The 24,544-nt window shown below is 71.1% G+C and carries 20 protein-coding genes; 9 read left to right on the top strand and 11 right to left on the bottom strand.

The window, feature by feature from the left end:
• Positions 1-75: 75 nt before the first annotated feature.
• Complete coding sequence (locus P5G59_RS08315) at positions 76-258, top strand: hypothetical protein (protein WP_115696871.1); 183 nt, start codon at positions 76-78, stop codon at positions 256-258.
• Positions 259-334: 76 nt separating this feature from the next.
• Entirely contained in the window at positions 335-601 is a 267-nt protein-coding gene (locus P5G59_RS08310; RefSeq protein WP_301217850.1) for a metal-sensitive transcriptional regulator, read from the top strand.
• A 25-nt stretch (positions 602-626) separates the two neighbouring features.
• Here P5G59_RS08310 and P5G59_RS08305 read toward each other — a convergent pair whose 3' ends face one another.
• The 4 genes from P5G59_RS08305 to P5G59_RS08290 all read right to left on the bottom strand — a co-directional run bounded on the left by P5G59_RS08305 (position 627) and on the right by P5G59_RS08290 (position 5,478).
• Complete coding sequence (locus P5G59_RS08305) at positions 627-2,129, bottom strand: glycoside hydrolase family 36 protein (RefSeq protein WP_301217848.1); 1,503 nt, start codon at positions 2,127-2,129, stop codon at positions 627-629.
• A 75-nt stretch (positions 2,130-2,204) separates the two neighbouring features.
• Positions 2,205-3,545: an ABC transporter substrate-binding protein gene (locus P5G59_RS08300; RefSeq protein WP_301217844.1), complete on the bottom strand. Its 1,341-nt coding sequence runs from the start codon at positions 3,543-3,545 to the stop codon at positions 2,205-2,207.
• A 43-nt stretch (positions 3,546-3,588) separates the two neighbouring features.
• Positions 3,589-4,545, bottom strand: a complete 957-nt coding sequence (locus tag P5G59_RS08295) for a carbohydrate ABC transporter permease (protein ID WP_301217841.1) — start codon at positions 4,543-4,545, stop codon at positions 3,589-3,591.
• A gap of 9 nt (positions 4,546-4,554) precedes the next feature.
• Positions 4,555-5,478 carry a carbohydrate ABC transporter permease gene (locus P5G59_RS08290; protein ID WP_301217839.1) on the bottom strand — a complete coding sequence of 308 codons (924 nt, stop codon included), beginning with the start codon at positions 5,476-5,478 and terminating at the stop codon, positions 4,555-4,557.
• Positions 5,479-5,640: 162 nt separating this feature from the next.
• Here P5G59_RS08290 and P5G59_RS08285 point away from each other — a divergent pair, with 162 nt between their 5' ends.
• A complete protein-coding gene (locus P5G59_RS08285) occupies positions 5,641-6,843 on the top strand; it encodes an ROK family protein (RefSeq protein WP_301217837.1) in 1,203 nt (400 codons plus the stop codon).
• A 52-nt stretch (positions 6,844-6,895) separates the two neighbouring features.
• Here P5G59_RS08285 and P5G59_RS08280 read toward each other — a convergent pair whose 3' ends face one another.
• Positions 6,896-8,683, bottom strand: coding sequence for a DUF4832 domain-containing protein (locus tag P5G59_RS08280; RefSeq protein ID WP_301217834.1), 1,788 nt, complete (start codon positions 8,681-8,683; stop codon positions 6,896-6,898).
• A 167-nt stretch (positions 8,684-8,850) separates the two neighbouring features.
• On the opposite strand from P5G59_RS08280, the gene P5G59_RS08275 reads away from it, so the two are divergent.
• From P5G59_RS08275 to P5G59_RS08265, 3 genes are all read left to right on the top strand, one after another.
• Entirely contained in the window at positions 8,851-9,072 is a 222-nt protein-coding gene (locus tag P5G59_RS08275) for a DUF1918 domain-containing protein (protein WP_301217831.1), read from the top strand.
• 28 nt (positions 9,073-9,100) lie between these two features.
• A complete protein-coding gene (locus P5G59_RS08270) occupies positions 9,101-12,184 on the top strand; it encodes an HAD-IA family hydrolase (RefSeq protein ID WP_301217828.1) in 3,084 nt (1,027 codons plus the stop codon).
• Between the two features lie 114 nt (positions 12,185-12,298).
• Complete coding sequence (locus P5G59_RS08265) at positions 12,299-13,453, top strand: DUF8173 domain-containing protein (RefSeq protein WP_301217825.1); 1,155 nt, start codon at positions 12,299-12,301, stop codon at positions 13,451-13,453.
• A 234-nt stretch (positions 13,454-13,687) separates the two neighbouring features.
• On the opposite strand, the gene P5G59_RS08260 is transcribed toward P5G59_RS08265, so the two are convergent.
• From P5G59_RS08260 to P5G59_RS08240, 5 genes are read right to left on the bottom strand one after another with little or no spacing between them, the layout of a single operon-like run.
• Positions 13,688-16,063: a glycoside hydrolase family 3 C-terminal domain-containing protein gene (locus tag P5G59_RS08260; RefSeq protein WP_301217822.1), complete on the bottom strand. Its 2,376-nt coding sequence runs from the start codon at positions 16,061-16,063 to the stop codon at positions 13,688-13,690.
• The gene (locus P5G59_RS08255; protein ID WP_301217820.1) at positions 16,060-16,866 is read right to left on the bottom strand and encodes a 6-phosphogluconolactonase; all 807 of its coding nucleotides are present in this window, start codon (positions 16,864-16,866) and stop codon (positions 16,060-16,062) included. The genes P5G59_RS08260 and P5G59_RS08255 overlap by 4 nt, the downstream gene beginning before the upstream one ends.
• Positions 16,867-16,919: 53 nt before the next feature.
• On the bottom strand, positions 16,920-17,732 hold the full coding sequence (locus tag P5G59_RS08250) for a carbohydrate ABC transporter permease (protein WP_301217817.1): 813 nt from the start codon (positions 17,730-17,732) through the stop codon (positions 16,920-16,922).
• On the bottom strand, positions 17,729-18,697 hold the full coding sequence (locus tag P5G59_RS08245) for a carbohydrate ABC transporter permease (protein WP_301217815.1): 969 nt from the start codon (positions 18,695-18,697) through the stop codon (positions 17,729-17,731). Before P5G59_RS08245 ends, P5G59_RS08250 begins: the two co-directional genes overlap by 4 nt.
• Positions 18,698-18,702: 5 nt before the next feature.
• Positions 18,703-20,058 carry an ABC transporter substrate-binding protein gene (locus P5G59_RS08240; RefSeq protein ID WP_301217812.1) on the bottom strand — a complete coding sequence of 452 codons (1,356 nt, stop codon included), beginning with the start codon at positions 20,056-20,058 and terminating at the stop codon, positions 18,703-18,705.
• 285 nt (positions 20,059-20,343) lie between these two features.
• Here P5G59_RS08240 and P5G59_RS08235 point away from each other — a divergent pair, with 285 nt between their 5' ends.
• Together P5G59_RS08235 and P5G59_RS08230 are read left to right on the top strand one after the other, a co-directional pair.
• The gene (locus tag P5G59_RS08235; RefSeq protein ID WP_301217809.1) at positions 20,344-21,258 is read left to right on the top strand and encodes an N-acetylglucosamine kinase; all 915 of its coding nucleotides are present in this window, start codon (positions 20,344-20,346) and stop codon (positions 21,256-21,258) included.
• A gap of 32 nt (positions 21,259-21,290) precedes the next feature.
• Positions 21,291-22,643 carry a family 4 glycosyl hydrolase gene (locus tag P5G59_RS08230; RefSeq protein ID WP_301217807.1) on the top strand — a complete coding sequence of 451 codons (1,353 nt, stop codon included), beginning with the start codon at positions 21,291-21,293 and terminating at the stop codon, positions 22,641-22,643.
• Between the two features lie 28 nt (positions 22,644-22,671).
• On the opposite strand, the gene P5G59_RS08225 is transcribed toward P5G59_RS08230, so the two are convergent.
• A complete protein-coding gene (locus tag P5G59_RS08225) occupies positions 22,672-23,391 on the bottom strand; it encodes a GntR family transcriptional regulator (protein ID WP_301217805.1) in 720 nt (239 codons plus the stop codon).
• A 173-nt stretch (positions 23,392-23,564) separates the two neighbouring features.
• On the opposite strand from P5G59_RS08225, the gene P5G59_RS08220 reads away from it, so the two are divergent.
• Positions 23,565-24,512, top strand: coding sequence for a helix-turn-helix transcriptional regulator (locus P5G59_RS08220; RefSeq protein WP_301217804.1), 948 nt, complete (start codon positions 23,565-23,567; stop codon positions 24,510-24,512).
• Positions 24,513-24,544 lie beyond the last annotated feature (32 nt).

Raw genomic sequence — 24,544 nt, 5'->3', positions numbered from 1 at the left:
CCCGTATCGTACTATACGGAGGGGGGTATAACGAATCGGCCCCGCACCATCCATCGAGAAGGAGAGTCCCACCCCATGTGCTACCCCGCCACCTGCAAAGTCTGCGGAAAGACCACCTGGAGCGGCTGCGGCCAGCACATCGCCGACGTCCGCCGCCGCGTCCCCGCGAACCAGTGGTGCAACGGAAACCACACCGACGCCGAGAAGGCAGCCGCCTCCGGCGGCGGGTTCTTCGGCCGGCTCTTCGGGCGTGGCTGACATGGCCCGAACAGATACCCTGGCGGGTACCGACACCGGCTCGCCCGCGCCGGACGCATTGAGAGAGAAGACCACCGTGGCCGCGACCCCCGCCGACATCAAGCCCGTGCTCAACCGTCTGCGCCGCGCGCAGGGACAGCTGAACGCGGTCATCGCCGCCGTCGAGAACGGCGGCAAGTGCCGGGACGTCGTCATCCAGCTCGCCGCCGTCTCGAGCGCACTCGACAAGGCCGGTTTCCAGATCATCTCGACGGCGATGCAGAAGTGCATCACCGACCCCGACGACGACACCGACCCGATGACGGTCGACGAGCTTCAGAAGCTCTTCATGACCCTGGCCTGACCCGCCGGGGCGGCCCCGCTCGCGGTCAGACCACGAGCGACGCCGCGTCGGTCACCACCGTGCCGGTCACGATCGGCGTCAGGTCGACCTCGCGTCCGTCGATGCGGAAGGAGTAGCGGCCGGTCTGCTCGATCACGGAGGTCTCCTCCATGTACGCGATCAGCTGCTCCCGCTCCTGCGCGCTCAGCCAGGCGATCGGGTCGGAGGTCGAGCGGAACTCCAGGATTGCCGCGGTGTCGCGCAGCGCCTGGCGCTCGCCGTCGTCGAGCAGGCTGCGGGCGCTGCGGAAGTAGACGGCGTCCGGGTCGACCTCGTAGAGGCGCTTCATCCAGGCACGGTTGATCGAGGCGACGATGGAGTTGCGAGCGCCGACGCCCGACGGGTCGCCGGGCCGCTCGGCGTTGTCCCAGAAGGCCCCGACGTCCGGTCCGACGCGGGCGCCGTCGAAGACGCCGACGCTCGGGATCATCGGCACGCCGCATCCCAGCAGGTACACCGAGTCGCCGACGACCGAGCGGATGTGCTGCACGGCCTCGCGGTAGACGGCCTCCCGGTGCAGCGGGATGCTGCGCTTGCCCGTCACGGCCCCGGCGTACATGAAGTCGAGCTTGAGGTAGCGGTAACCCCAGCCGACGACGGTCTCGAAGACCTCGCGCAGGTGGTCCTTGACCTCGTCCTGAGTGGTGTCGAGCGAGTGGTAGTGCGAGCCCCAGTTGTAGCCGGTGATGAGGGGCCGGCCGTCGTCGTCCTGCACGAGCAGGTCGGGACGGGTGCGGGCGAGCTCCGAACCGGGCAGGGCGATCAGCGGCGCGAGCCACAGGCCGGGCGTGAAGCCGGCGTCGGCGATGGTGCGCGCGGTGACGGCCATGCCGGAGGGGAACTTGGGGCCCGCGACCCAGTCGCCGACGATCGGCTCCCAGCCGTCGTCGAGCTGGAAGACGTCGAACGGGTAGCCGGCGAGGTCGGAGACGGTGCGGGCGACGAGCTCCTCGTCGATCCCCTCGAAGTAGGAGTACCAGCTGCTCCACACGGTGCCGGCGCTTCCGGTGCGGCGGCCGAGCCGCTCCGACACCAGGTCGGCGTAGTCGGCGAACACCTGCCGTTCGGGGCCGTAGGCCACGAACCAGTCGGCGGTGTGCTCCTCCGCCCGGCCCCAGAGCACGTTGCGGTCCGCCCCGACGCGGGGCGAGCCGACACCCAGGGCGCCGAGAAGGAGCACGTCGCCGTCGGTGCCGGCGATCGCTCCGACCGCCGCTCCGGAGTGGGCGTGCGGCGTCTCGTTGGCGGCGTCGTCGGCGGTCAGCAGCCGGTTCGGGCTGTCCTTGATCCCGATGGTCTCGCCGTCGGTGCGCGCCCAGCCGGAGGGGCTCCACGAGTTCCAGCCGTGCCGGTAGAACTCCGTGTCGCCGAAGGGGTGCAGGAGCGCGACCGGGCCGGCCGGCACGACGAACCCGCCGGGCACCGGCGAGGGCACCCTCGGGAGGTTGGCGGGGATGCGGAGTCCGTCGAAGTCGAAGGTGTGCAGCATGCTGAGCTTTCTGGGTGGGGCCGTCAGGCCGGGTGGAGGGGGCGGGGGCGGCGCGCGGCCGCCCCCGCCCGTCGGCTACTTGAAGAGCGCGTTGACCTGGTCGTTCGCCTTACCCAGCGCGGACTTCGCGTCCTGCTGGCCGAGGGCGACGCTCTGGATCGCGTCCTGGACGATCTGGCTGATCTCCGTGCCGTGGTAGCTGATCGGGATGATGAAGGTGCCGTCCTTGGCCTTCTGCTCGTCGAGGAAGACCTGGGCGTTCAGGCCGTCCTTCTCGCGCACCTGGGCCGACTTCTCCGACGCCTCCTTGATGGCGGGGAAGACCACGCCGGTGGCGGCCACCGTGTTCTGGCAGTCGGCGGAGGCGAGGTACTTGACCCACTTCCAGGCCTCGTCCTTGTGCTTGCTCCCGGCGTAGATCGCGTCGGACAGGCCGTTGATGGCCGACTTTCGGCCCTCGGGCCCGATCGGCAGCGGCGCGAAGCCGAACTGGTCGGTCTTGCCCTTGTACGCGGAGAGGTTGAACGAGCCGAGCGTCGTCAGCGCGCCGCCGTTGTTCGCGAGCACCTCGGAGCGGGCCAGCGTCGACTGCACGTCGAGCTTGGGCGCGTAGCCCTTGTCGGAGAGGTCGGCCAGCCACTGCACGGTCTTGGCGAGCTTCGGGTCGCTGTAGTTGAACTTGGTGCCGAACGGGTTCTTATCGGCGTAGGTCCAGCCGGTGGATGCTGCGAAGTTGCCCCAGCCGTTCTGGCCCTGCGAGCCGTCCGCCCACTCGGGCAGGAAGCCGTAGACCTTCACGTTGTTCTTGTCGAAGGCCGGGTCGAGACCGTTGTGGCCGTTCTTGTCGACCGTCAGCTTGGCGATCGTCTGCTCGAAGGTGCCGCCGTCGTTCGGGTTCCAGGTGAGGTCGGCGAGCGACGCCTCGTCGATGCCGGCCGCCTTCAGGTCGGCCTTGTTGTAGACCAGGCCCATCGTGTCCCAGTCCTTCGGCAGGCCGTAGCGGGCGTCGCCCACCTTCCACAGGTCGGCGAGGCCGTCGACGTACTGGCTCAGATCGACCTTGTCCTTCTCGACCATGGGCTGGATGTCGACGATCTGCTTGTCCTGCACGAACTGCGGGTAGTACGACGCCTGGTCGACCCAGACGTCGGGGGCGCTGCCCGCGGCGATCTGCGTGGACAGGTTGGTCCAGTACTGACCCCAGGCCGCCTGCGAGATCTTGATGGTGATGTTCGGGTTCTCCTTGGCGAACTGCTGGGCGCACTGCTGGTAGGCCGGCACCTGGGTGTCGTCCCACATCCAGTACTGCAGGGTCACCTTCTCGTTCCCGCCGGATCCGGCGGACGAGCACGCCGTGAGCCCGGCGAGCAGTGCGGCGGCGGCAGCGATGGCGGCGACGCGACGGAGCTTTCTCATTCGATTTCTCTCTCTGTGTGGATGGTGCTCGGGTGGGGAGGGGTTACTTGATGCCGGTGAAGTTGAGCGATTCGACGATCCGGCGGCCGAGGAAGATCAGGAGGATGAGCACGGGGATGACCGACAGCGTCGAGCCGGCCATGAGCCCGGTCCAGTCGGGTTGCGTGTTGGGCGACTGCTGCAGGTACACGCCGAGCGCGACGGTCATGGTCCGGACGCTCTCGTCGCGGCCGATCAGCAGCGGCCAGAGGTAGTCCTTCCACGCCCAGACGACCGTGATGAGCCCGATCGTGATGAGCGGGCCCCGGCTCATCGGGAGGGCGACCCGCCAGAACACCCGGATCTTCCCTGCGCCGTCGAGCATGGCCGCCTCTTCCACATCCACCGGGATGTTGAGGAAGAACTGACGGAGGAAGAACAGCGCGAACGGCGTCATCAGCAGGCTCGGCGCGACCATCCCGAACACGTTGTTGAGCAGCCCCAGGTCGCGCACGAGCACGAAGTTGGGCAGCAGCGTGAAGATGCCGGGCACCATGAGCGCCGCGATGAGCACGGCGAAGAGGACGTTGCGGCCGGGGAACCGCAGCCGGGCGAAGGCGTAGCCGCCCATGGCGCAGAACAGCGTCTGGAAGAAGCCGATCAGGGAGCAGTAGACGATCGAGTTCCAGAGGTAGAGGAGGAAGTTGATCGAGGCTCCCGAGCCGCCGGCGGCCTGGTCCTCCGCGGGACTCAGGAAGCCGAGCACGCGCGCGAAGTTGATCAGGGTCGGGCTGCCCGGGAAGAACGATCCCGAGTCCTTGATCACGTCGGCGGCGGGCGTCAGCGCGGTCTTCAGCATCCAGTAGAAGGGGAACAGCGTCAGCACGAGCGAGACGATCAGCACCGTCCAGCCGAGCGCGCGGCCGATCGAGAAGCGGCGCCGGGTGGTGACGCGCACGGGGACGGGCGGCGTCGCGGTCTCGGCGGAGAGGACGGGCGTTGCGGGTTGTGTCATGGTCATGGCGATGTCCTAGGCGAGCTGGGATTCGGAGGCGCGGAGGAGCCGGAGCTGCACGGCGGTGAGCACGCCGAGGATGACCACGAGGACGATGGCCATGGTGGCGGCGTAGCCCATGTGGAAGAAGGTGAACGCCTGTTGGTAGATGTAGTAGTAGATGACCCGTGTGGCGTTCACCGGGCCGCCCTTGGTGGTGACCGCGACCGTGTCGAAGATCTGGAACGAGCCGATCAGCGACACCACGAGCACCAACGCCATCACCGGCCGCAGCAGCGGGAGCGTGATGCGGGTGAACAGCCTCCACTCGCCCGCGCCGTCGAGCGAGGCGCTCTCGTACAGGTCGGCCGGGATCTGCAGCATCCCCGCGTAGAACAGCAGCGCGGTGTAGCCGGTGAAGGCCCACGTGTTCACGATCGAGATCGTGGGGATGCCGAGGGCCGGGTTGGTGAAGAAGCCGACCGCCGGCAGGCCCATGGAGGTGATGAGGTGGTTCACGAAGCCGAGGTTGGTGTCGAGCAGCCAGAGCCAGACGAGGCCGACCGTGACGTTCGGGACGAGCCACGGCAGCAGCAGGGTGGTGCGCAGCATCACCGACCGGGTGAGGCGGTGCATGAGCGCGGCGAGGAGCAGCGCGAGCGCGGTCTGCGTCGTCACGTTGACGATCACGTAGTAGAGGGTGACGCCCATCGAGTTCCAGAACTCCTTGTCCTGGAGCACGGCGGCGTAGTTCTTGACGCCGACGAAGGTCGGGTCGCCGAGCAGGCTGTAGTCGGTGAACGACCACCACACGCCGCGGACCGTCGGGTACAGGTAGAAGACCGCGAACCCGATCAGGACCGGCGCGATGAAGAGCCAGGCGACCCTGCGGTCGTCCCGCCGGCGGCGGCGCGGCACTGCGCCGGTGCCGCGGGCGGCTCTCGGGAGGAGGGCTGTCATGGCATCCTCTCGGCGCCGCGGGCGTGCTGCCGTCCTTGGCGCAGTAGGGGTGGATCGATCCGTGAGCGATTCGCGGATCGTTGGGCGGCCCATCCGCGGTAAAGTCGGGTGGACGGCTTAATTATGCAAGTTGCCGTTATAAAGCGCAAGAGTGAGGATGACATGGCACGAGAGGCCCTTATCCCCGGTGTCGAACCGGCCGTCGGCAGCCGCTCCCTGCTGCGGCGGATGAACTCGTGGGGCATCCTGCGCGCGGTGCTGGAGCGTCCGCAGACGATGCGCGACCTCGCCGCCGACTCCGGGCTCTCGCGCACCGCGATCGACGCGATCATCAGCGACCTGATGGAGGCCGGCTGGGTCGCAGCGGCGGACAGCGCGCCCGCGGGCCGCCTGGGGCGCCCGGCCGCGACGTACCGCCCGGCGCCCGGGCTCGGGCACTTCCTCTCGCTCGACATCGGCGCTAACCACATCTTCGCCGTGGTCACCGACCTCACCGGCCACGTCCGAGGGGAGCGCACGGCGGCCACCGCAGAGTCCGACGCCGCCGCGACGCGCATCGACTCCGCGCTGCGGGTCGGCGACGAGTTGCTCGCGTCGCTGGGGCTCGGCCGGGAGGACCTCTGGGCGGTCACCATCGGCTCCCCCGGCGCGATCAGCACCGCGGGAGAAGTGCTGCACTTCGGCGGCACCGGCATGCCGGGGTGGATCGGGCTCGACCTGCGCGAGCGGTTCCGCCGCGAGTACGACGCGGCGGTGCTGGTGGAGGGCGATGTCGCGCTCGGCGCGCAGGCGGAGCTCGCGATCGGCGCCGCCCGCGGCCACACCGACGTGGTCTACATCCTGTGCGGCGCGCGCACGAGCGGCGCCTCGATCGTGAACGGACGCGTGCACCGCGGCGTGCACGGCGCGGCCGGCATCGTCGGCGAGATGCCGGAGCTGCGCTGGGCCGAGCTCAACGAGCGCTACGGGCAGGCCGTGCTGGAGACCCCGCGCCCCAGCCGCGAGGAGATCTTCGAGCGCGCACGCACGGGCGACCCGGCGGCGGCGGAGGCCGTGCGCGAGTTCGCCGACGACCTGGCGACGGGGGCCGCGGCGATGACGCTGGCGATCGATCCGGAGTTGCTCGTGATCGGCGGCGGCAGCTCGCCGAGCGCCGACGTCTTCCTCCCCCGGTTCGAGGAGTCGCTGCGCGGCATCGTGCCGCTCGCGCCGACGGTGGTCGCCTCCACGCTCGGCTCGGAGGCCGTGGCGATGGGCGGCATCAGCCTCGCGTCCGACCGCCTCGCGGCGGTGCTGGACGGCGCCGTCCGAGAGCGGGAGTCGTTCCCGGACCCGGCCGAGACGCGGGCCCTGCTGCGCGGCTGACGGCGTCGGCCCCGGAGCCGCTGCGGGTCCCCGGGGCCGCCGTCTCAGCGGGTCATCCGGTGATGACCCGGTCGATGTCGGGCGCCCAGTCCGACGGGTTGGCGATCGTGATCGTGTGCGTCCCGGACGGGAGCGCCAGGTTCACCGTCACCGTGCCGACCGTGTTCCAGTCGGCGGTGGCCGGGAACGCGACCGAGGTCGCCGTGCCGCCGTCGACCTTCACCGTGGCGTTCCGCGCCACGGCCGAGGCGTAGGCGATGCGGAAGCTGGAGAAGCCTCCCGCGACGCCGTTCACGGTGAGCGTCGCCCCGTTGCCGAGGTAGCCGACCTTCGAGCCGCCCGAGCATCCCGAGCAGGAGGCCACGACGGCGGTGCCGGTCAGCGTGTTCGCGGGCGCCTCCGCCTCGTAGCTCGCGCCCGTCGCCCCGGTCGACACCGTGGTCGTGCCGAGCGTGAGCCAGCCCGACTTCACGGTGTCTTGCGCCGCGTTAGCGAACCGGATGGGCGCGCCGCCCGAGAGCGGGTTGGTCACCTGGGCGAGCAGCCGGTAGCTGCCGTTCGCGACGCCGGAGGTCGCGAACGTCCCCGTAAACTGCTTCGACGCGTCGCTGGCGATGTCGGAGACGTGCCACGACGTGGTCGACTGCTTGACGATCGTTCCCGAGCCGTCGACCAGCGCGAGCGTGATCGGCCAAGAGTAGTAGAACGGCGCGATCCCGACGTTGGAGATCGTGATGCCGACCGACGCGCTGCTGCCGGTGGCGATGGTGGTGGGCACCAGCGCCTCCGTCGCACGGAACGAGTAGCCCATCGACTGCGCGCCGGCGAGGGCGCGCGGCTTGTCGGAGGCGGAGTAGCCGGTCTGGAACGCGTAGTGGTTCAGCAGCCAGCTCACGTGCGTCTGGCTGACGCTCCCGGGGAAGTCGTTGTCCCCGCCGTCCTCGATGACCGGGCAGCCGGAGGTGCTGAAGATGCACGACTGGAGCTCCGGCCGAAGTTCGCCGCCGATGGACTGCGTCTGCCACTTGTTCGTCGCACCCGCGGCGGCCATGTTGTCCATGAAGTGCCAGCCCAGCGAGCTGGTCTTGGTCTCCAGGGCGAAGGAGTCGTCGTGGTAGCCGATCGGCAGCGAGGCGTTCTGGGTGTTCGGCTGCCGCACCTCGAGCTTCGTGGTGTGGAACGCGTTCACGAAGTCGTTCAGGATCTGCGCCTGCGTCGCACTGGATGCGAACCAGTCGGGCTGGCCGTTGGTCCCGTTGTACGGGTAGGTGTGCCACTCGCCCCAGAACCCGAGCAGCCCCGCCTGCACGAAGCCGACGCGGGCGTCGCCGTCGTACCGGGCGCCGAGCGCGGCGATGAACTGGTCCATCGCCGTCCGGAGGTTGGGGTCGTCGTAGTTCGGCGAGACGCTGACGCCGTTGTTGCCGTAGTCGTTGTAGGAGTGGGTCGTCAGGCCGCCGTTGATCAGGTACTGAGGGATGCCGCTCGGCTTGGTCGGATAGTCGAGGTAGAAACGGAACGCGGTCTGGTGGCCGCGCGACGCGATGTCGTTCAGGACGCTGTCGACCTGCGACCAGTTGAAGGTGTTGGGCCCGCTCATGACGGCGTTGACGGGGAAGTACGCCCACTCCATCGTGTACGGGAAGGTCGAATACGACCCTTGGTACGGGATGAAGCCCTTGAGCGGGTTGGATTGCGGCTCGGACCCCGCGGCGAGCGCGGTCCAGCCCGGTGTGGCGGCGGCGGAGGGTGGCGCCGACGCGGCCCCGAGCGCGGGCGCGGCGACGGCCGCGGCGGCGAGGGCGAGCGAGGCGACCATCGCCTGGATGATCCTCTTCATAGTGTTCCTCTCTGAACGCAGATGAGCGGTGGCATAATTCTGCAACTTGCAGTAATAAAGCACAACCGCCGATCGACGGGACTTTGGCCCCGCCCTGCTCCCGGCCCGCGCGCCTACGCTTCCTCTGCACCCGTGACGACGGGACGCGCAGCGAAGGGCGGTGCAGCATGCAGGCGCACGTCGGAGACTTCTTGATCATCGCCTCCAACCACCTCGAAGGGCCGGCGCGGGTCGGCCTGATCCAGGAGGTGCACGGCGAGGGCGGCGCTCCCCCATACCAGGTGCGGTGGGAGGACGACGAGCGGACCACGCTCGTCTTCCCCGGACCCGACGCGCACATCGAGCACCGCGGCGACTCCGCCGCGGCATCGGGCGCCCACGGGCACTGACGTCGGGACGGCGGAGGAGGGCGCGACCATGGACGTCCTCCTCGACCTGCCCGTCACCGCGGCCGTGCTCGACCTGGACGGAGTGCTCACGCTCACCCGCGACCTGCACGCGCGCGCCTGGGCGGCGCTCTTCCAGGAGGAGCTGCCCCGGCTCGCGCCGGACGCGGCACCGTTCGCCCCGGCCGACTACGAGCGGTGGGTGGACGGGCGGAGCCGGGAGGACGGCATCCGGACCTTCCTCGCCTCCCGCGGCGTCGTCGGCGAGCGCTCTCCTGCGGCGCTGGTCGCCCGGCTGGCGGAGAGGAAGCAACGGCTGTTCCAGGACCTGCTCGGGGGCTCCGACGGCATCCCGCTGGTCGCAGGGGCCGTGCCGTTCCTCACGGCGCTCGAGGCGGCCGGGATGCGGATCGCGGTGGCGACGGCGAGCCGCAACGCCCAGGCGATCCTCGACCGGACGCCGTTCCGGCCGTTCCTCGACGAGGTGGTCGACGGCGAGGTGGCCCGGGAGCTGGGGCTGGCATCCAAACCCGACCCCGCCCTGTTCCTCGAGGCGTGCCGGCGGCTCGGCGTGCGCGCGGGTGACGCCCTGCTCGTGGAGGACTCGGAGGCCGGCGTCCGCGCCGCGCGCGCCGGCGGGTTCGGTCTCGTGGTCGGCATCGCCCCGATGCCGCGCCGTGCGGCCGCCCTCCGCAGGGCCGGAGCGGACGCGGTGGTGGCCGACCTCGGCGCGCTCGGAGCGACCGCGTCCTCCCGCATCGTCCGCACCGGGGCGCCGGACAGCTGGGTGCTGGAGTTCACCGGCTACGACCCCGCCGAGGAGGGCACGAGGGAGAGCCTCTGCACACTGTCCAGCGGCTATCAGGCCGTGCGCGGCGCCGCCGAGGAGGCGACGGTGGACGGCATCCACCGGCCCGGCGCCTCGCTCGCCGGGGTGTACGACACCTCGGGCGACGATCCGGACGCCGACGACCGGCTGGTCGACGCTCCCAGCTGGCTGCCACTCCTCCTCCGCGTCGACGACGGGGAGTGGTTCCGCATCGACGACGCCGACGTCGTCGCCTTCCGGCAGGACCTGGACCTGCGCCAGGGAGTGCTCCGGCGCACGGTCGTCGCGCGCGACGAGCGTGGCCGCGAGAGCGTCATCCGGTTCCGCCGCATCGTGTCGCAGGGGGCGCCCCGGCTCGCCGCGGTGGAGGCCACCGTCACCGCGCGCGGCTGGAGCGGCCGGCTCACCGTCCGGTCCGGCATCGACGCCTCCCCCACCCGCACCGCCGCCGGCCGGCTGTCGGAGGTCTCCCCCGACACGCTGCTGTGCACGGTGGAGACGCCCGGCTCCGGCGTGCACATCGGGCTGGCGGTGCGGACTCGGGTGTTCCGCGACGGCGGCCCGGCGACGGAACCGCCGCAGCTCGTCCAGGACGGGCCCGCCCTCTTCCACGAGTTCACCGTCGACCTCGAGGACGGCCGGAGCGTCGCCGTCGAGAAGATCGCGTCGGTGAGCACGTCCCGCGACCGCGCCATCCGCTCTGCGGCCGAGGCCGCCCAGGGGACACTGGCCCGCGCACCACGGTTCGCGCGGCTGCTCGACGACCACGCCGAGGCGTGGGAACGGCTGTGGACCGACTTCGCCTGCGAGATCCGCCCGGAGGGCGAGGTCGACCTCGCCCTCCACCTGAACACGTTCCACCTGCTGCAGACCCTCGCGGGTGTGGACTCCGACCTCGACGCCGGTGTTCCCGCGCGCGGTCTCAGCGGCGACGGCTACGGCGGCCACGTCTTCTGGGACGAGCTCTTCGTCTACCCGGTGCTCACGCTCCGCCGGCCCGCCGTGACCCGCGCCCTGCTCGGCTACCGGCGGCGGAGGCTGCCGGCCGCCCGCGTCGCGGCGGCCGAGGCGGGGCACGCGGGCGCGTGCTTCCCCTGGCAGAGCGCGACGACCGGGGAGGACGTCACGCCCGACCGGCTGTTCAACCCGCTCACCGGATCGTGGATGCCCGACCACTCGCACCTGCAGCGGCACGTCGGCCTCGGCATCGCCTACAGCGTGTGGCAGTACTATCAGCTGACCGGCGACGCCGACTACCTCGCGGAGGAGGGCGCGGAGCTCATCGTCGACATCGCCCGCTACTTCGCCTCCCTCGCCGAGTGGGACGAGGCCTCCGGACGCTACTCGATCGCGGGGGTCATGGGGCCCGACGAGTTCCACGACGGGCCGCCGGAACATCCCGGCGCGGGCCTGACCGACAACGTGTACACGAACGTGATGACCGCCTGGGTGCTCCTGCGCGCGGTGGACACAGCGCGCATCCTGTCCGTGCGCCCTGACGCGTCCGCGTACGCGTCGCTCTCCTTCTCGGCCGGCGAGGTCGAGCGCTGGTCCCACATCGCCAAGCGGCTCAGGATCGTGTTCAACGCCGACGGCACGCTGTCGCAGTTCGCCGGGTACGACGGCCTGGCGACCCTCGATCTGGATGCGTACCGCGGCCGGTACCCGAACATCCAGCGCCTCGACCTGATCCTGAACGCGGAGGGTGACAGCACCGACCGCTACCAGGTCTCCAAGCAGCCGGACTCGCTCATGCTGCTGTACCTGTTCTCGGCCGAGGAGCTCCGCGAGCTGCTCAAGCACCTGGGGTACCCGCTCGACGCGGACGCCGTCGTGCGCACGGTCGAGCGGTACTCGCGCACCTCGACGTACGGGTCGACGCTCTCGAACGTGGTGCACTCGTGGCTGGAGGCCCGGCGCGACCGCAGCCGGTCGTGGGAGTTCCTGGAGCGGACTCTGCAGAGCGACCTCTCCGACATCCAGGGCGGGACGACGAAGCAGGGCATCCACCTGGCGGCGATGGCCGGCTCCGTCGACCTGCTGACCCGGTGCTACGCGGGCCTCGAGGCGCGGGCGGACATGCTCTGGTTCCACCCGCTGCTGCCCGCGGAACTCGACTCCCTCGCGTTCACGATCGTCTACCGCGGGCACCGGCTGGCGGTGACGATCACGCAGGACCTGCTGCGGATCGCCTCGGCGCCCGGGTTCGCGGACCCGGTCCGGATCGTCGTCGAGGGGCAGCCGGTACTCCTCCACACGGGCGAGACCCGCGAGCTGGAGCTGTGACGAGGCACCTCCATCCCGCCGAGGGACTTTCTGCCCTCCCCGCGGCAGTGGCCCCGCGGATTCACTCGACACGAACCGAACCCACCGCCTCCCAACCGAAGGTCGAGGAATGACATGAGCGTTCGAGCACGCGTCGTCCGTCTGGTCGCGCTGACCGCCGTGGCGGCCGCCGTCGCCGTCGGCATCGGCGGCGCCACCGCCGCCACCGCCCGGCTGGCCGTGAACGACGGCCCCGGACCGCACCTCTACAGCGGGACCTCCGTCGACGTCTCCGACACGGTCGACGGCGACGTCTACGCCGCCGCGCAGAGCGTCACCATCAGCGGCGACGTCACGGGCGACGTGATCGCGGCCGCGCAGACCATCACGATCACGGGGAGGGTGGACGGCAACCTCCGGCTCGCCGCCCAGACGGTGACCATCAACGGCGAGGTGACGCGCAGCGCCACCATCTTCGGCGCCGACCTCGTGGTCGCCCGCGACGGCCGGGTCGGGAAGGACATCGTCGCGACCGTGGCCACGGCAGGGATCTCCGGGGATGTCGGCCGCGACCTGCTGCTGAGCGTCGGCGACCTGCGGATCGACGGCACGGTCGGCGGGGACGTCACCTATTCGAGCAGCAAGACCGCGCGCATCGCCGACGGCGCCGTGTCCGGCACGGTGGACCACATCGAGCCGCAACCGGCGCAGCGGGTGGAGATCTCGCCGTGGGCGGTGGTGCTGGGCTGGGCGCTCGGGCTGCTGTACGCGCTCATCGCCCTAAGCCTCATCACGGTCGCCGCGGGCCTGCTCGTGCCGCGCTGGCTGCATCGCGTCACGGACGAGCTCATGCCGTCGCCCTGGCGGGCGCTGCTGGTCGGCTTCGTCGCCTCCATCGTGGTGCCGTTCGCGCTGCTCTTCCTGCTCGTGACGATCATCGGGGCGCCGCTGGCGCTGGCCGGGCTGCTGATCTGGATCGTGCTGACGCTCGCCACCTTCCTCGTGAGCTCCTACTACCTGGGACGGCTGGTGCTCCGTGGGCGGCCGCATCCGGTGCTCACGTCGTTCCTCGGCGGCATCATCCTGATCGCGGCGCTGCAGGTGCCGTGGCTGAACATCCTGGTCTGGCTCGCCATGGTGTTCTTCGGGCTGGGCGCCGAGCTGCTGCACCTGCGGCGGCTGCGGCCGTGGAGCCTGCCGCCCGCGCCGGAGCCGGTGATGGCAGAGCATGCGGCGGGACCGGTCGCGCCCGTGGCGCCTGCGCCGGGTGACGGCCCGCTCGTACCGTAGCGGTGGATGGCTCGTGCCGCATCAGCCCCCTGTTGCGGCACGAGCCGGTCGCCCTCTGGCGCGATCGTCCACCCCGCTTCGACCGCGGGTCCAGGTCGCGCGGGCGACCACCGGTCCGTCACCCCCCCCCCCCCCCCCCCCCGGGCCGAGACGGACCAGCGCCTCGCTGCACACCCATGGTGCGCCCGGCGATCGTCGCCCGGGAAGGGCTAAAGGCCCACGGCCGCGCGAGCCTCAGCCGGCGTGGCCCTGGACGAACCGCGACGCCGCGATGTCGATCAGCTCCGCGTCGGGGACGAGCGGCGGGATCGCCGGGTCGTCGGGCAGCTCGATCGTGGCCGACAGGCGCAGGTCGCGCGACGACGAACCGACCTCGATGCGGAACTCGCCGCCCTCCCGCCGCCACAGCCCCGTGCGCCCGTCGGGCCGCAGCGCCGCCGTGTCCCAGTAGGCGAAGTCGCGGTTCTCCAACGTGAAGGAGACGCGTGCCTCCTCCCCCGGCGCGAGGCGCACCTTCTCGAAGCCGCGCAGCTCGCGCACGGGACGGTGCACCTCGGCGTCCGGGTCGCCGACGTACAGTTGCACGACCTCGGCGCCGGCGCGGTCGCCGTCGTTGCGCACGACGGCGGAGACGGCGACGGTCCCAGCGTCCGCATCCACCACCTCCACCGCCAGGTCCCGGTAGGAGAAGGAGGTGTACGACAGGCCGTGGCCGAACGGGTAGCGCACGCCGCGCCGCAGCGCGTCGTACCAGCGGTACCCGATGAAGACGCCCTCGCCGTAGAGCACGGTCCCGCGCTCGCCGATCCAGTTCGGAAACCCGGGGGTGTCCTCGACGGCGAGCGGGAAGGTCTCCGCGGTCCGGCCCGAGGGATTCGTGCGGCCGAACAGCACGTCGGCCACGGCATGCCCGAGCCCTTGGCCGCCGAGCCACGCCTCCACGATCGCGTCCACGCGGTCGTGCCACGGGTCCATCGCGACCGGGGAGCCGTTGGACAGCACCACGATCAGGGAGGCGCCGGTGCGGTCCCGCACGTCGGCGAGGCGCGCGAGCAGCGCGACCTGGTCGGCGGGGAGGTCGAGGGAGTCCCGGTCGTTCGCCTCCTGCTCGTACGAGAGCGGGAGGCCGGCGAAGACCACGATGGTCTCCGCGCTCTCGGCGAGGTGCGCGGCCTCGTCGATCAGCCGCTCGGCGACGGGCGAGAGCGGCCCGCGTCCGGCGCGCTGCACCGCCTCGGCGAGCTGCAGCTCCTTCGCCAGGGTGGCGGAGCGGCGGGCGACGTTCGGACGGGACTCGTCGTGCCCGATCCCGTGCGCGGCGAGGATGGCGAGGTTGTCGTCCTGGTACGCGTTCCGTGTGGCGTAGACATAGCCGGGCGCATACGCGATGCGCTCGCCTGCGATGGCCCGGAGGGCGTAGAGAGGCGCATCGACCCGCGTCGGGTCCACGCCGGAGGAGCCGCCGCCCTGGATGCGGGCGCGCTCGGCGAACGCACCGATCACGGCGATCGCGCCGCCGTCCGTCTCGGCCAGCGGCAGTGCCGGCGCACCCCGTCCTGCCACCGGCTCGTTGCGCAGCAGCGTGATGCAGGCCGCGGCGGCCTCCCGGGCGAGCGCGTGGTGATCGTCGGCGCGCAGCAGCCGCAGCTGCTCGGCGGTCAGCCGGTCGCCCGCCTGATGACCGAGCGCCATCACCGGTCCGTCGACCAGGTCCGGGCCCGGGTAGGCGCGGGCGACGAGGGTCAGCACCCGGCGGGCCGCGTCGTCGACCACGGACTCGTCGAGCAGCCCGGCGCGCACCGCGGCGACGACCTCCGCGTCCGTGCGGCCCTCCTCGCCTGGCATCTCCAGGTCGAGACCGGCGCGCAGCGCCGCGACCCGGTCGTGCACCGCGTTCCAGTCGGAGACCACCGCGCCGCGGAAGCCCCAGTCCTCCCGCAGCACCTCGGTCAGCAGCCAGCGGTTCTGCGACGCATGGACGCCGAGCAGCCGGTTGTAGGAGCACATCACCGTCCACGGATCGGCCTTCGCGACCACGCGCTCGAACGCGGAGAGGTAGGTCTCGCGCAGCGTCCGCTCGTCGGCGACGACCGAGATGCGGGTGCGCTCGATCTCCTGGTTGTTCGCGGCGAAGTGCTTGAGCGAGGTGCCGACGCCGGTCGACTGGACGCCCTGGACGTACGCGGCGCCGAGCTCGCCCGAGTGCAGCGGGTCCTCGGAGAAGTACTCGAAGTTCCGTCCGCACAGCGGCGAGCGCTTCATGTTGACGCCGGGACCGAGCACGACCTGCACGCCCTCCGCGCGGGCCTCCTCGCCGATGGCCGCGCCGACCCGGCGCATCAGGTCGCGGTCCCAGGACGCGCCCATCGCGGAGGCCGTCGGGAACCCGGTGGCCGGCACCCAGACCATGTCGACCCCGGTCTCCTTGCGCAGGCCGTGCGGGCCGTCGCCCACCTCGACCGCCGGGACGGGGGCGGCGAGCCCCGGCCGGTCGATCGCCTGCGTGAACCAGTCGTCGACGCCGGAGAGCAGCGACGCCTTCTCCTCCAGCGTCAACGCCGCGAGGGTCGCCTCGACGTCGAACGGCGGCACGGCCGGCTGCCCGCTCACAGCGCGGTCTGCAGCAGGCCGGCGGCGGCGCGGTCCACCAGGAAGCGGGGGGACGAGCACTGGGTGAAGATGGTCGCGGGCCAGTCCGGCTCGTACGCCTCGGCGGCCGCGAGCCGGCGCACGGTCGACTGCTTGTGCTCGCCGGTGACGACCATGATGACCGCGCGGGACAGCTCCCGGATGGTGCGGATGCCCACCGTCACGCCGTAGCGGGGCGCCTCGTCGAGGCTTCGCAGGCTCGGGAAGGTGCCGAGGTTGTCGCGCCGGGTGTCGTCGCCCAGCGTCACGACCCGCGTCACCGTGTCGGCCGCGGCGCCGACGGGGTTCAGCGCGACGTGGCCGTCGGACGCGCCGGAGGCGAGCAGGAACAGGTCGATCCCTCCGGCCTCCTCGAGCGCACGGTCGTAGTCGCCGTCTGCCGCGCGCGGGTCCGGCGCCCACAGGTTCTCCTCCGGGATGCGGTGCCCGGGAAAGGCCACGGCGTTCAGCCGGTCCAGGATGTCGCGCCGCCCGAAGCCGACGCAGCTGTGCGGCAGCGCCGGGTCGACCGGACGGAAGCCGTCGGCGGTCTGCTCCACGTACTCGTCCATCAGCGCGACGACCACCCGGCTGAGGTCGAGCCCGCGCTCCGCCACGATCGCGGCGAGCTGCTCGTACGTGGTCTGCGGGCTGCGGCCGCTCGGACAGCCGAGGACGAACCTCCGGCCCGCAGCGGAGGCCGCCTCGATCGCGTCGGCGATCTGCACGGCGGCCGCACGGCCGACGTCGTCCGGGGTGTCGAGGATTTCAGGCGCGATGCGCATCGGGACTCCTTGTCTGGGATGAGGGGCCGGCAGGAGGGACGGGTCGTGCCCGTTCACTCCTTGATCGCGCCGTTGAGCACGCCGCTGATGAAGTGGCGCTGGAAGAACGCGTAGAGCAGGAGCACCGGCACGGCGACGATGAGCGAACCGGCCGCGAGCAGGTTCACGTCGAGCGTGTTCTTGCCCTGGAAGACGCCGAGCGCCAGCGTCGCGGGCTGGATCGCCGGGTCGGCGATGAAGACCAGCGACAGGAAGAAGTCGTTCCACGTCCACATGAAGGACAGCAGCGCGAGCGTCAGCACGGCCGGCCGGGAGATCGGGAGCAGCACCTGCCAGAGGATGCGCCACGACCGCGCGCCGTCCATCTCGGCCGCCTCGATCAGGGACGGCGGGACCGCGCGGAAGGTCGCCCGCATCCAGAACGCCCCGAAGGGCACGCCCATCCCGATCTGGATCATGATGAGGCCCAGCCAGGAGTTCGTCAGGCCCATGGCCTGGAACGTGTAGTACAGCGGGATGATGAACACCTCGGCCGAGATCATCAGGCCGAACAGGATGAGCGGGAACAGCACGCGCTGCCCCGCCACCCCGAGCACCCCGAAGGCGTAGCCGGAGAGCACGGCGAGGACGACCTGGCCGGCGACCGCGCCGACCGTGATGACGGCCGACGCGAGCATCGCGGGCCCGAAGGCGCCGGCGTTCCAGGCCGTCGCGAAGTTGCTCCACTGCGGGTGCAGGAGGTCGAGCTGTCCACTGCGGGCAGGGCTCAGCGCGGTGAAGAGGAACCACACCACGGGGAAGAGGACGAAGATCGAGACCAGGATCAGCACGGAGTGGTTCAGCACGCGCTCGGCGCGGGAGATCATGCGTTCTTCTCCTCGGAGAGTCGGGTGATGACGACGGCGACCACCAGGCAGACGATCGCCAGGATGATGCCGATCGCGGCGGCCATCCCGACGTCCGGGTTCAGGAACGCCTTGCGGTAGAGCAGCAGCGCGGGGGTCGTGGTGGAGCTGCCCGGGCCGCCCTGGGTCGTGACCCAGACCAGGTCGAACGCCCGCAGCGCCCCTGTGACGGTCAGCGTGAGTGCGACCGCCACCTGGCCCTTGAGGCTCGGCAGCGTGATGGAGAAGAACTCGCGGATCGGGCCGGCGCCGTCGATGCGGGCCTGCTCGAACAGCTCGTTCGGCACCGCGGCGACACCGGCGACGAAGAGGACCATGCACAGGCCCATCGCCGTCCAGGTGCCGATGACGCCCAGCGCCGGGAGTGCCCAGGTGAAGTCGCCGAGCCAGTTCTTGGCCAGGTCGCCGAGGCCGACGGCGCGCAGCGCCGAGTTGAGCGGCCCGTCCGGTCCGTAGATGCGCTTCCAGATCACCGCGACGACGACGCTCGTGAGCACCTGCGGCAGGAACAGCAGCCAGCGGTAGACGCCGCTCCCGGTCATCTTCCCGCGGCCGAGCAGGGCGGCCGACAGCAGGCCGAGCGCGATCGGGATGAGCGCGAAGAAGACGACCAGCACCAGCACGTGACCGAGCGACTCCAGCAGAGCCGGATCGGTGAAGAACGACACGTAGTTGCCGAGTCCCACCCACTGCGCGGCACTCACGCCGTCCCAGCTGTAGAAGGAGTAGTTGACGCTCTGCAGGATCGGCACGAGCACGACGAACCCGTAGAACAGCAGGGCGGGGGCGGCGAACGCGAGGCCGAGCCAGCGGCGCTTACGCGCCCGCGGCGACAGCGCCCGCGCACGGGACCGGGTCGCCCGGCCGCGCGCCGCCGGTGCAGCGGCCGAGGCCTCCGGCCGCTGCACCAGTTGAGAGGAGGACATCGGCTTCAGCCCTTCGTCCGCTTCGCCTGGAAGGCGTCGTAGTCCTGCTGGCCGGCGTCGGCGAGCTGCTTCGGCGTCACCTGGCCGGCGTACAGCTGCTGCAGCTGGCCGCCGATGGTGTCGAGCATCGTCGGCGTCGACCAGTCGAAGTAGGGCGTGTAGCCGTTGCTCTTGTCGAGCGACTGCTGGGCCGCGATCTCGGTCCCGAGCTCCGCGTTGCCGGACGGGATGGTGAGGTCGGAGTGAAGCAGCGGGAGGAAGCCGTGGTCGACCGCCGACTGCGCGGACGCCTTGCCCGCCATGAAGTCGAGGAAGGCGGCGGCGGCGTCCGGGTTCTTCGACTTGGACGAGATGGCCAGGTTGGCGGCGGAGGCGCCGGTGCCGACGACCTTCCCCCCATCGACCTGCGGCAGCTGCACGTAGCCGAACTCCTGGTTCTGCGCCTCCGAGAACGCCAGCGACCCGGTGTACTCGAAGCGGAAGGCGGCCTTGCCGGTGAGGAACTCGTTCTGCGCGTCGGCGTACTGGATGCCGGCGTAGTTCGGGGTGAACCAGCCCTCGTCCGCCCACTTCTTCACATCGGTCGCCGCCTGCACGATGCCGGTGTCGGTGATGGGGACGGTGCCGTTGGAGTAGACGAAGTCGCCGATCTTGTCGGCGGAGGCGTACAGGTTCTGCAGCGCGAACAGGATGGAGGTCGACGACCCCTTGTCCTGCGAGCCGTACGCGATCGGCACCTGGCCGGCCGCCTTGACCGCCGCCGCGTCCTTCTCGAAGTCGGCGAGCGTCTTCGGCACGGGCAGGCCCAGCTTGTCGAGCACGGTCTTGTTGTAATACAGGCCGATCAGCGACGACCGCGCGGCCGGCGTGGCGAACAGCGAGCCGGTGCCCATCTCCTTGCCGTCCGGGGTGAACTCGGTCTGGCGCGCGATGGTGTCGGGGAACTCCTTGTCCCAGCCGTACAGCTTCGAGTAGGCGTCGAGGTTCAGGATGCGGCCGCCCTTGGCGAGGGTGCCCATGGCCGACCAGCCGTTGTTGACCAGCGCGATGTCTGGCCCGTTCGGGTCCGCAAGGCGAAGGCCGACGGTGTTGTTGACCTGGCCCCAGTCCTGCGTCGTGCGCTTGATGGTGATGTTCGGGTGCTTCTTCTCGAACTCCTTGACGACGGAGTCCATCCACTTGCCCTCGTCGTTCTGCCAGAAGTCGAGGATCTTGAGGGTCACGTCCTTGCCGGAAACGTCTTTGGAGACGGGCCGGGACGATGCGTCCGCCGCCGTCGATCCACCCGGTGCGCACGCCGACAGGCCGAGGGCCAGTCCGGCCGCCAGAGCGACCGCTCCGACGATGTGACGCTTCTTCATTCGAGTCTCCCTTAACCCGTGCCGTGTGTTCACGCCGCGGTGCGACGCGGCCCCAACGCTATGCTTAAACAGCCCAGTGAGTCCACTTGGGGACGAATTAACAACCATTTCGCCAACTGGTACGCGAAAATCCGCGATCTCGCGCCCGGCTGGGTCGCTGAAGCAAGCGGACCAGTGCGCAATCTGGTTGTTAATTGCTCCGCAACTGGCATAACTGGGCTCCGGTTGACTAGCGTGAACGCGTCGCCGGAGCAGCCGACGGCCCGAACACACGAGGCGGAGCGAATGACGCGGTCGGCAGGCATCGACATCGGCGGGACCAAGACCCACATCGTGGTCGTCTCCGGCGACGCGGCCGACGCCTCCGCTCGCAGCGAGCTCGTCGTCCCGTCGGCCGGCTGGCGCACCGGGCTCGGCGACCCCGAGGCCGACGCCCGGGGGCTCAGCCGCCTGCTCGTCGACGCCTTCGGGCCGGGGATCCGCGGCGCCGCCGTCGCGATCGGCGCCCACGGCTGCGAGAACACCGAACAGTGCCACGACCTGGAGCGGGCGCTGCGGCGCCACCTCGACGGCCCCGTGCTCGTCGTCAACGACTCCGAGCTCATCCCGCCCGCCATGGGCGCCGCGCATGCCATCGGCGTCGTCGTCGGCACCGGGTCCATCGCCACCGCGCGAGACGCCGGCGGCGCTCTGGTGACCGCGGGAGGATGGGGGTGGATGCTCGGCGACGAGGGAAGCGCCGCGGGCCTGGTCCGGGAGGCGACCCGCGCCGTGCTGAACGGTCGCGACCGCGGCGAGCCCCTCGATGCGCTCGGCACCCGGCTGCTCGCGGCCTTCGCGGCGGACGACACCGACGAGCTCGCCCTCGCCGTCACCGAGGCGGGTTCGGCCGAGGCGCTGGGCGGCCGGGCGCCGGAGGTGTTCGCCGCGGCGGACGACGGCTCCGCCCTCGCCGCGGCCGTCATCCACGACGCCGGCGCCCACCTCGCCCGGCTGGTCGACCGGCTGATCCGGCGCGGCATCCATGCCGAGTCCGTCGTCGCCGGCGGCTCGGTGATCGAACGTCAGCCCCGCCTCCAGGAGGCCTTCCGCTCGTCGCTGGCGCACCTCCGCCCCGGCCTCCCCCTCAGCATCCTCGACCGGCCGCCCGTCGACGGCGCCGTCGCGCTTGCGCGCGGCCTCGCCGTCGGCGCGCACTGACCATCACCATCACGATCGGAGACATCCACCCCATGAAAGTCACCCTCATCGGCGCGGGAAGCCGCGAGTTCGCCGGCACCATCATCCGCGACCTCCTCCTCAGCAAGCCGATCGCCGCCACGGGCCTCGACATCGTGCTCATGGACATCGCGGCCGGCCCCCTCGCCGAGATGGAGGAGTACGCGCGCTCGGTCATCGGGCAGCTCGGCCACGCCGCGACGGTCTCCTCCACCACCGACCTCGAGCAGGCCGTGACCGGCGCCGACTTCGTGTTGACCGCCATCGAGGTGAACCGCTACCACTACTGGTCGCAGGACTTCGCGGTGCCGCGGAAGTACGGCTTCCGCCAGGTCTACGGCGAGAACGGAGGCCCCGGCGGCCTGTTCCACGCGCTGCGGCAGTTCGGCCCGCTGCTCGAGATCGCGCGCGCGATCGAGCGGCTCGCGCCCGACGCCCTGTTCATCAACTTCTCGAACCCCGAGCACAAGGTCTGCGAGGCGATCACACGCCTCACCGACGTGAAGGTGGTCGGACTCTGCCACGGCTACTTCCAGGGGGCCCGGCAGGTGTCGGCGCTGCTCGAGCGTCCGCTCGACGAGCTGGACCTCGCGGCGGCGGGCATCAACCACTTCACCTGGTTCCAGCGCATCCGCGACCGGGCGACCGGCGAAGACCTCTACCCGGTGCTGCGCGAGCGCGAGCACGCCGCCAACTGGGTGTCGGACTGGCACGAGGTGGGTCTGTCGCGCATCCTGTTCCGACGCTTCGGGCTGTGGCCCTCCCCGAGCGCCAACCACATCGGCGAGTACCTCTCCTGGGCCGACGACTACGTCCCGGCGCAGCTGCAGTACTTCCACGACCCCGCCGACGGCTCGCCCTGGCGCGAGGGCGCGGAGACGCCGGAGTGGTACTACGAGATCCGCTTCGCGGACACCGACCGCCCGTACCAGCCGGCGACGCACGCGCAGAAGTCGCTGCAGGACGCCCTGACGGACCGGCCGCTCGTCCCCTCGGAGGAGCTCGCCATCCCGATCATCGAGTGGGTCGCGTGCGGCGTCGAGCGCGACCTCCCCGCCGTCAACGTGCCCAACCGGGGCGCCATCCCCGACCTCCCGGACGACATGGTGGTGGAGGTCGCCGCCACGGTCCAGGACGGCCGGCTGGTGCCGGTCCCGGTGGAGCCGCTGCCGGAGGCCGTGTTCGCGATGGTGCGCCTGCAGGGCAGCATCCACAAGCTCCTCGTCGAGGCGTACGCGGAGCAGTCGAAGGCCAAGCTGTTGCAGGCCGTGCTGCTCGACCCGGTCGTCGACAACCACAACCGGGCCGTCGCGATGGTGGACGAGCTGCTCGAGCTGCAGAAGGACATCCTGCCCCCGCTGCGCTGACCGGGAGCGGCGCTGACCGGGAGCGGCGCTACTCCGCGCGGTACAGGTCCGCGTGGAAGCGGTAGGCGTCGCCGCGGTAGGTGTTCAGCCCGAGCAGCACAGGGGCCCCGGTGCGGTCGTAGGCGATCTCGCGCCCGACCAGCACCGGGCTCCCCGGCTGGATGCGCAGCAGCCCGGTGATCTCGGCACTGGCCGCCTCGGCCTGCACGCTGTAGGCGCTGCGGAAGATGCGCACGCCGCAGTGGTTCTGCAGACTCTCGTAGAGCGAGGCGTCGGTGAGGTCGACCTCCACCAGCGGCTTGGCGACGGCGAGCGGGATGACGTTCCGGTCCACGCAGATCGGCGTGGAGTTCATGCCGCGCAGCCGGACCAGTCCGAGCACCTCGGCCCCCGGGGCGATGCCGAGCTGACTGGCCTCGTCGAGCGTCGCCGACCGCACGGTCTTCTCCAGCACCTGCGCGGTGGGCGTGTGCCCGCGGTGGCGGGCCATCTCGGTGAAGCTCTCCAGCGTGCTCGGCGGCTCGCCGACGGTCGGGCTCGGCACGAACCAGCCGCGCTGCGGCGAGCGGGCCACCCGGCCCTGGCGTTCCAGATCCTCCAGCGCCATCCGCACGGTGCTGCGGCTGACGTGCAGGCTCTCGGCCAGCAGCCGCTCACCCGGAAGTTTGGTGCCCGGCTGGTAGATGCCGTGGTTGATGGCCATGCCCAGCTCGCGGGAGACGCGCGTGGTGATCGTGGGGGTCTTCACAGCAGACAACATACCAATCCCGCGGCGGAAGGCCGCTCAGGCCGCGGCTGGTACAACTGGGCTGCGTTCATCGGTCTCCCGGGCTTTACGCGCCTCCCCGCCGGGCTACCATCGACCTCGTCACCCCAGACCCCGGCGACGCAAGACCGTGCACGCCGTCAAGGGGGAAGGACATGCAGTACAGCCTCGCGTGGGCCGCGACCCATCCCGAGGACGCCGAGGAGCGCCTGGGCCGCACCTACCAGAACCTCGAACTCGGCACCGACGACCCCGACGGGTTCGCGGTGTCGGTCGCCGAGAGCGGCGACAAGACCGTCGCGCTCGCCCGCACCGACTGGACGGGGAGCGCGCACGCGCGGACGGACGGGAACAGTTTCTTCTCCATCGGCGACGTCTACGAGGGCCGCGTCGCGCTCACCGTCGCCGGAGAGGAGCTCGACTCCGCGGGCGTCGTCCTGCTCCCCCCGGTCGACATCCGGGCCCGCTGGGAGGCGTCTCATCGCTCCCGGGAGGTCCGCATCGAGCGCACAGCCATCGACGCGTTCGCCCGCGACCACCTCGGGGCCGCGGGGGCCGAGGTCGCCTTCTCGTCGCTCCGGCCGCTCAGCCCCGCTCACGAGCGGCTCTGGCGCTCGGTCGAACGGCACGTGCGGGAGGACATCGCCGCTCACGGCGACCTGCTGCACAACGACCTGGTCTGGGAGGCCGCGACGCGCCACCTGATCGGTACCCTCCTGACCGCGTTCCCGAACTCGACGCTCGGCCTCGAGCAGCCGACCGACGGCGCCCGCGCGCTGCCGGCGACGATCCGCCGTGCGATCGCGTACATGGAGGAGCACCTGAGCGAGCCGTTCTCGCTCGCCGACGTCGCGGACGCGGCCCGGCTCTCGCCGCGCGGCCTCCAGGACGCCTTCCAGCGCCTGCTCGGCCGCACACCCACCCAGCAGCTGCGGCTGCTCCGGCTGGAGGCGGCCCGCGCGGACCTGGTGGCGGCCGACCCGTCGGACGGGGACACGGTCCGCGAGATCGCCCACCGGTGGGGCTTCGTGCACGTCGCGCGCTTCTCGGCGGCCTACCGCGACCGCTACGGCGAGAACCCGCGGGAGACGCTGCAGCGCTGACGGCGGCGACCCGGTTGAAAACGCCTCGACGC

The sequence above is a fragment of the Leifsonia virtsii genome, from assembly GCF_030433675.1.
GTDB lineage: Bacteria > Actinomycetota > Actinomycetes > Actinomycetales > Microbacteriaceae > Leifsonia > Leifsonia virtsii.
This window is presented reverse-complemented; position numbering and strand designations above follow the sequence as displayed.

Excerpts from the sequence above, each read along its gene's own strand:
- P5G59_RS08315 (WP_115696871.1), top strand. The coding sequence starts at position 76 with ATGTGCTACCCCGCCACCTGCAAAGTCTGCGGAAAGACCACCTGGAGC.
- P5G59_RS08305 (WP_301217848.1), bottom strand. The coding sequence starts at position 2,129 with ATGCTGCACACCTTCGACTTCGACGGACTCCGCATCCCCGCCAACCTC.
- P5G59_RS08300 (WP_301217844.1), bottom strand. The coding sequence starts at position 3,545 with ATGAGAAAGCTCCGTCGCGTCGCCGCCATCGCTGCCGCCGCCGCACTG.
- P5G59_RS08295 (WP_301217841.1), bottom strand. The coding sequence starts at position 4,545 with ATGACCATGACACAACCCGCAACGCCCGTCCTCTCCGCCGAGACCGCG.
- P5G59_RS08290 (WP_301217839.1), bottom strand. The coding sequence starts at position 5,478 with ATGACAGCCCTCCTCCCGAGAGCCGCCCGCGGCACCGGCGCAGTGCCG.
- P5G59_RS08285 (WP_301217837.1), top strand. The coding sequence starts at position 5,641 with ATGGCACGAGAGGCCCTTATCCCCGGTGTCGAACCGGCCGTCGGCAGC.
- P5G59_RS08280 (WP_301217834.1), bottom strand. The coding sequence starts at position 8,683 with ATGAAGAGGATCATCCAGGCGATGGTCGCCTCGCTCGCCCTCGCCGCC.
- P5G59_RS08275 (WP_301217831.1), top strand. The coding sequence starts at position 8,851 with ATGCAGGCGCACGTCGGAGACTTCTTGATCATCGCCTCCAACCACCTC.
- P5G59_RS08270 (WP_301217828.1), top strand. The coding sequence starts at position 9,101 with ATGGACGTCCTCCTCGACCTGCCCGTCACCGCGGCCGTGCTCGACCTG.
- P5G59_RS08265 (WP_301217825.1), top strand. The coding sequence starts at position 12,299 with ATGAGCGTTCGAGCACGCGTCGTCCGTCTGGTCGCGCTGACCGCCGTG.
- P5G59_RS08255 (WP_301217820.1), bottom strand. The coding sequence starts at position 16,866 with ATGCGCATCGCGCCTGAAATCCTCGACACCCCGGACGACGTCGGCCGT.
- P5G59_RS08250 (WP_301217817.1), bottom strand. The coding sequence starts at position 17,732 with ATGATCTCCCGCGCCGAGCGCGTGCTGAACCACTCCGTGCTGATCCTG.
- P5G59_RS08245 (WP_301217815.1), bottom strand. The coding sequence starts at position 18,697 with ATGTCCTCCTCTCAACTGGTGCAGCGGCCGGAGGCCTCGGCCGCTGCA.
- P5G59_RS08240 (WP_301217812.1), bottom strand. The coding sequence starts at position 20,058 with ATGAAGAAGCGTCACATCGTCGGAGCGGTCGCTCTGGCGGCCGGACTG.
- P5G59_RS08235 (WP_301217809.1), top strand. The coding sequence starts at position 20,344 with ATGACGCGGTCGGCAGGCATCGACATCGGCGGGACCAAGACCCACATC.
- P5G59_RS08230 (WP_301217807.1), top strand. The coding sequence starts at position 21,291 with ATGAAAGTCACCCTCATCGGCGCGGGAAGCCGCGAGTTCGCCGGCACC.
- P5G59_RS08220 (WP_301217804.1), top strand. The coding sequence starts at position 23,565 with ATGCAGTACAGCCTCGCGTGGGCCGCGACCCATCCCGAGGACGCCGAG.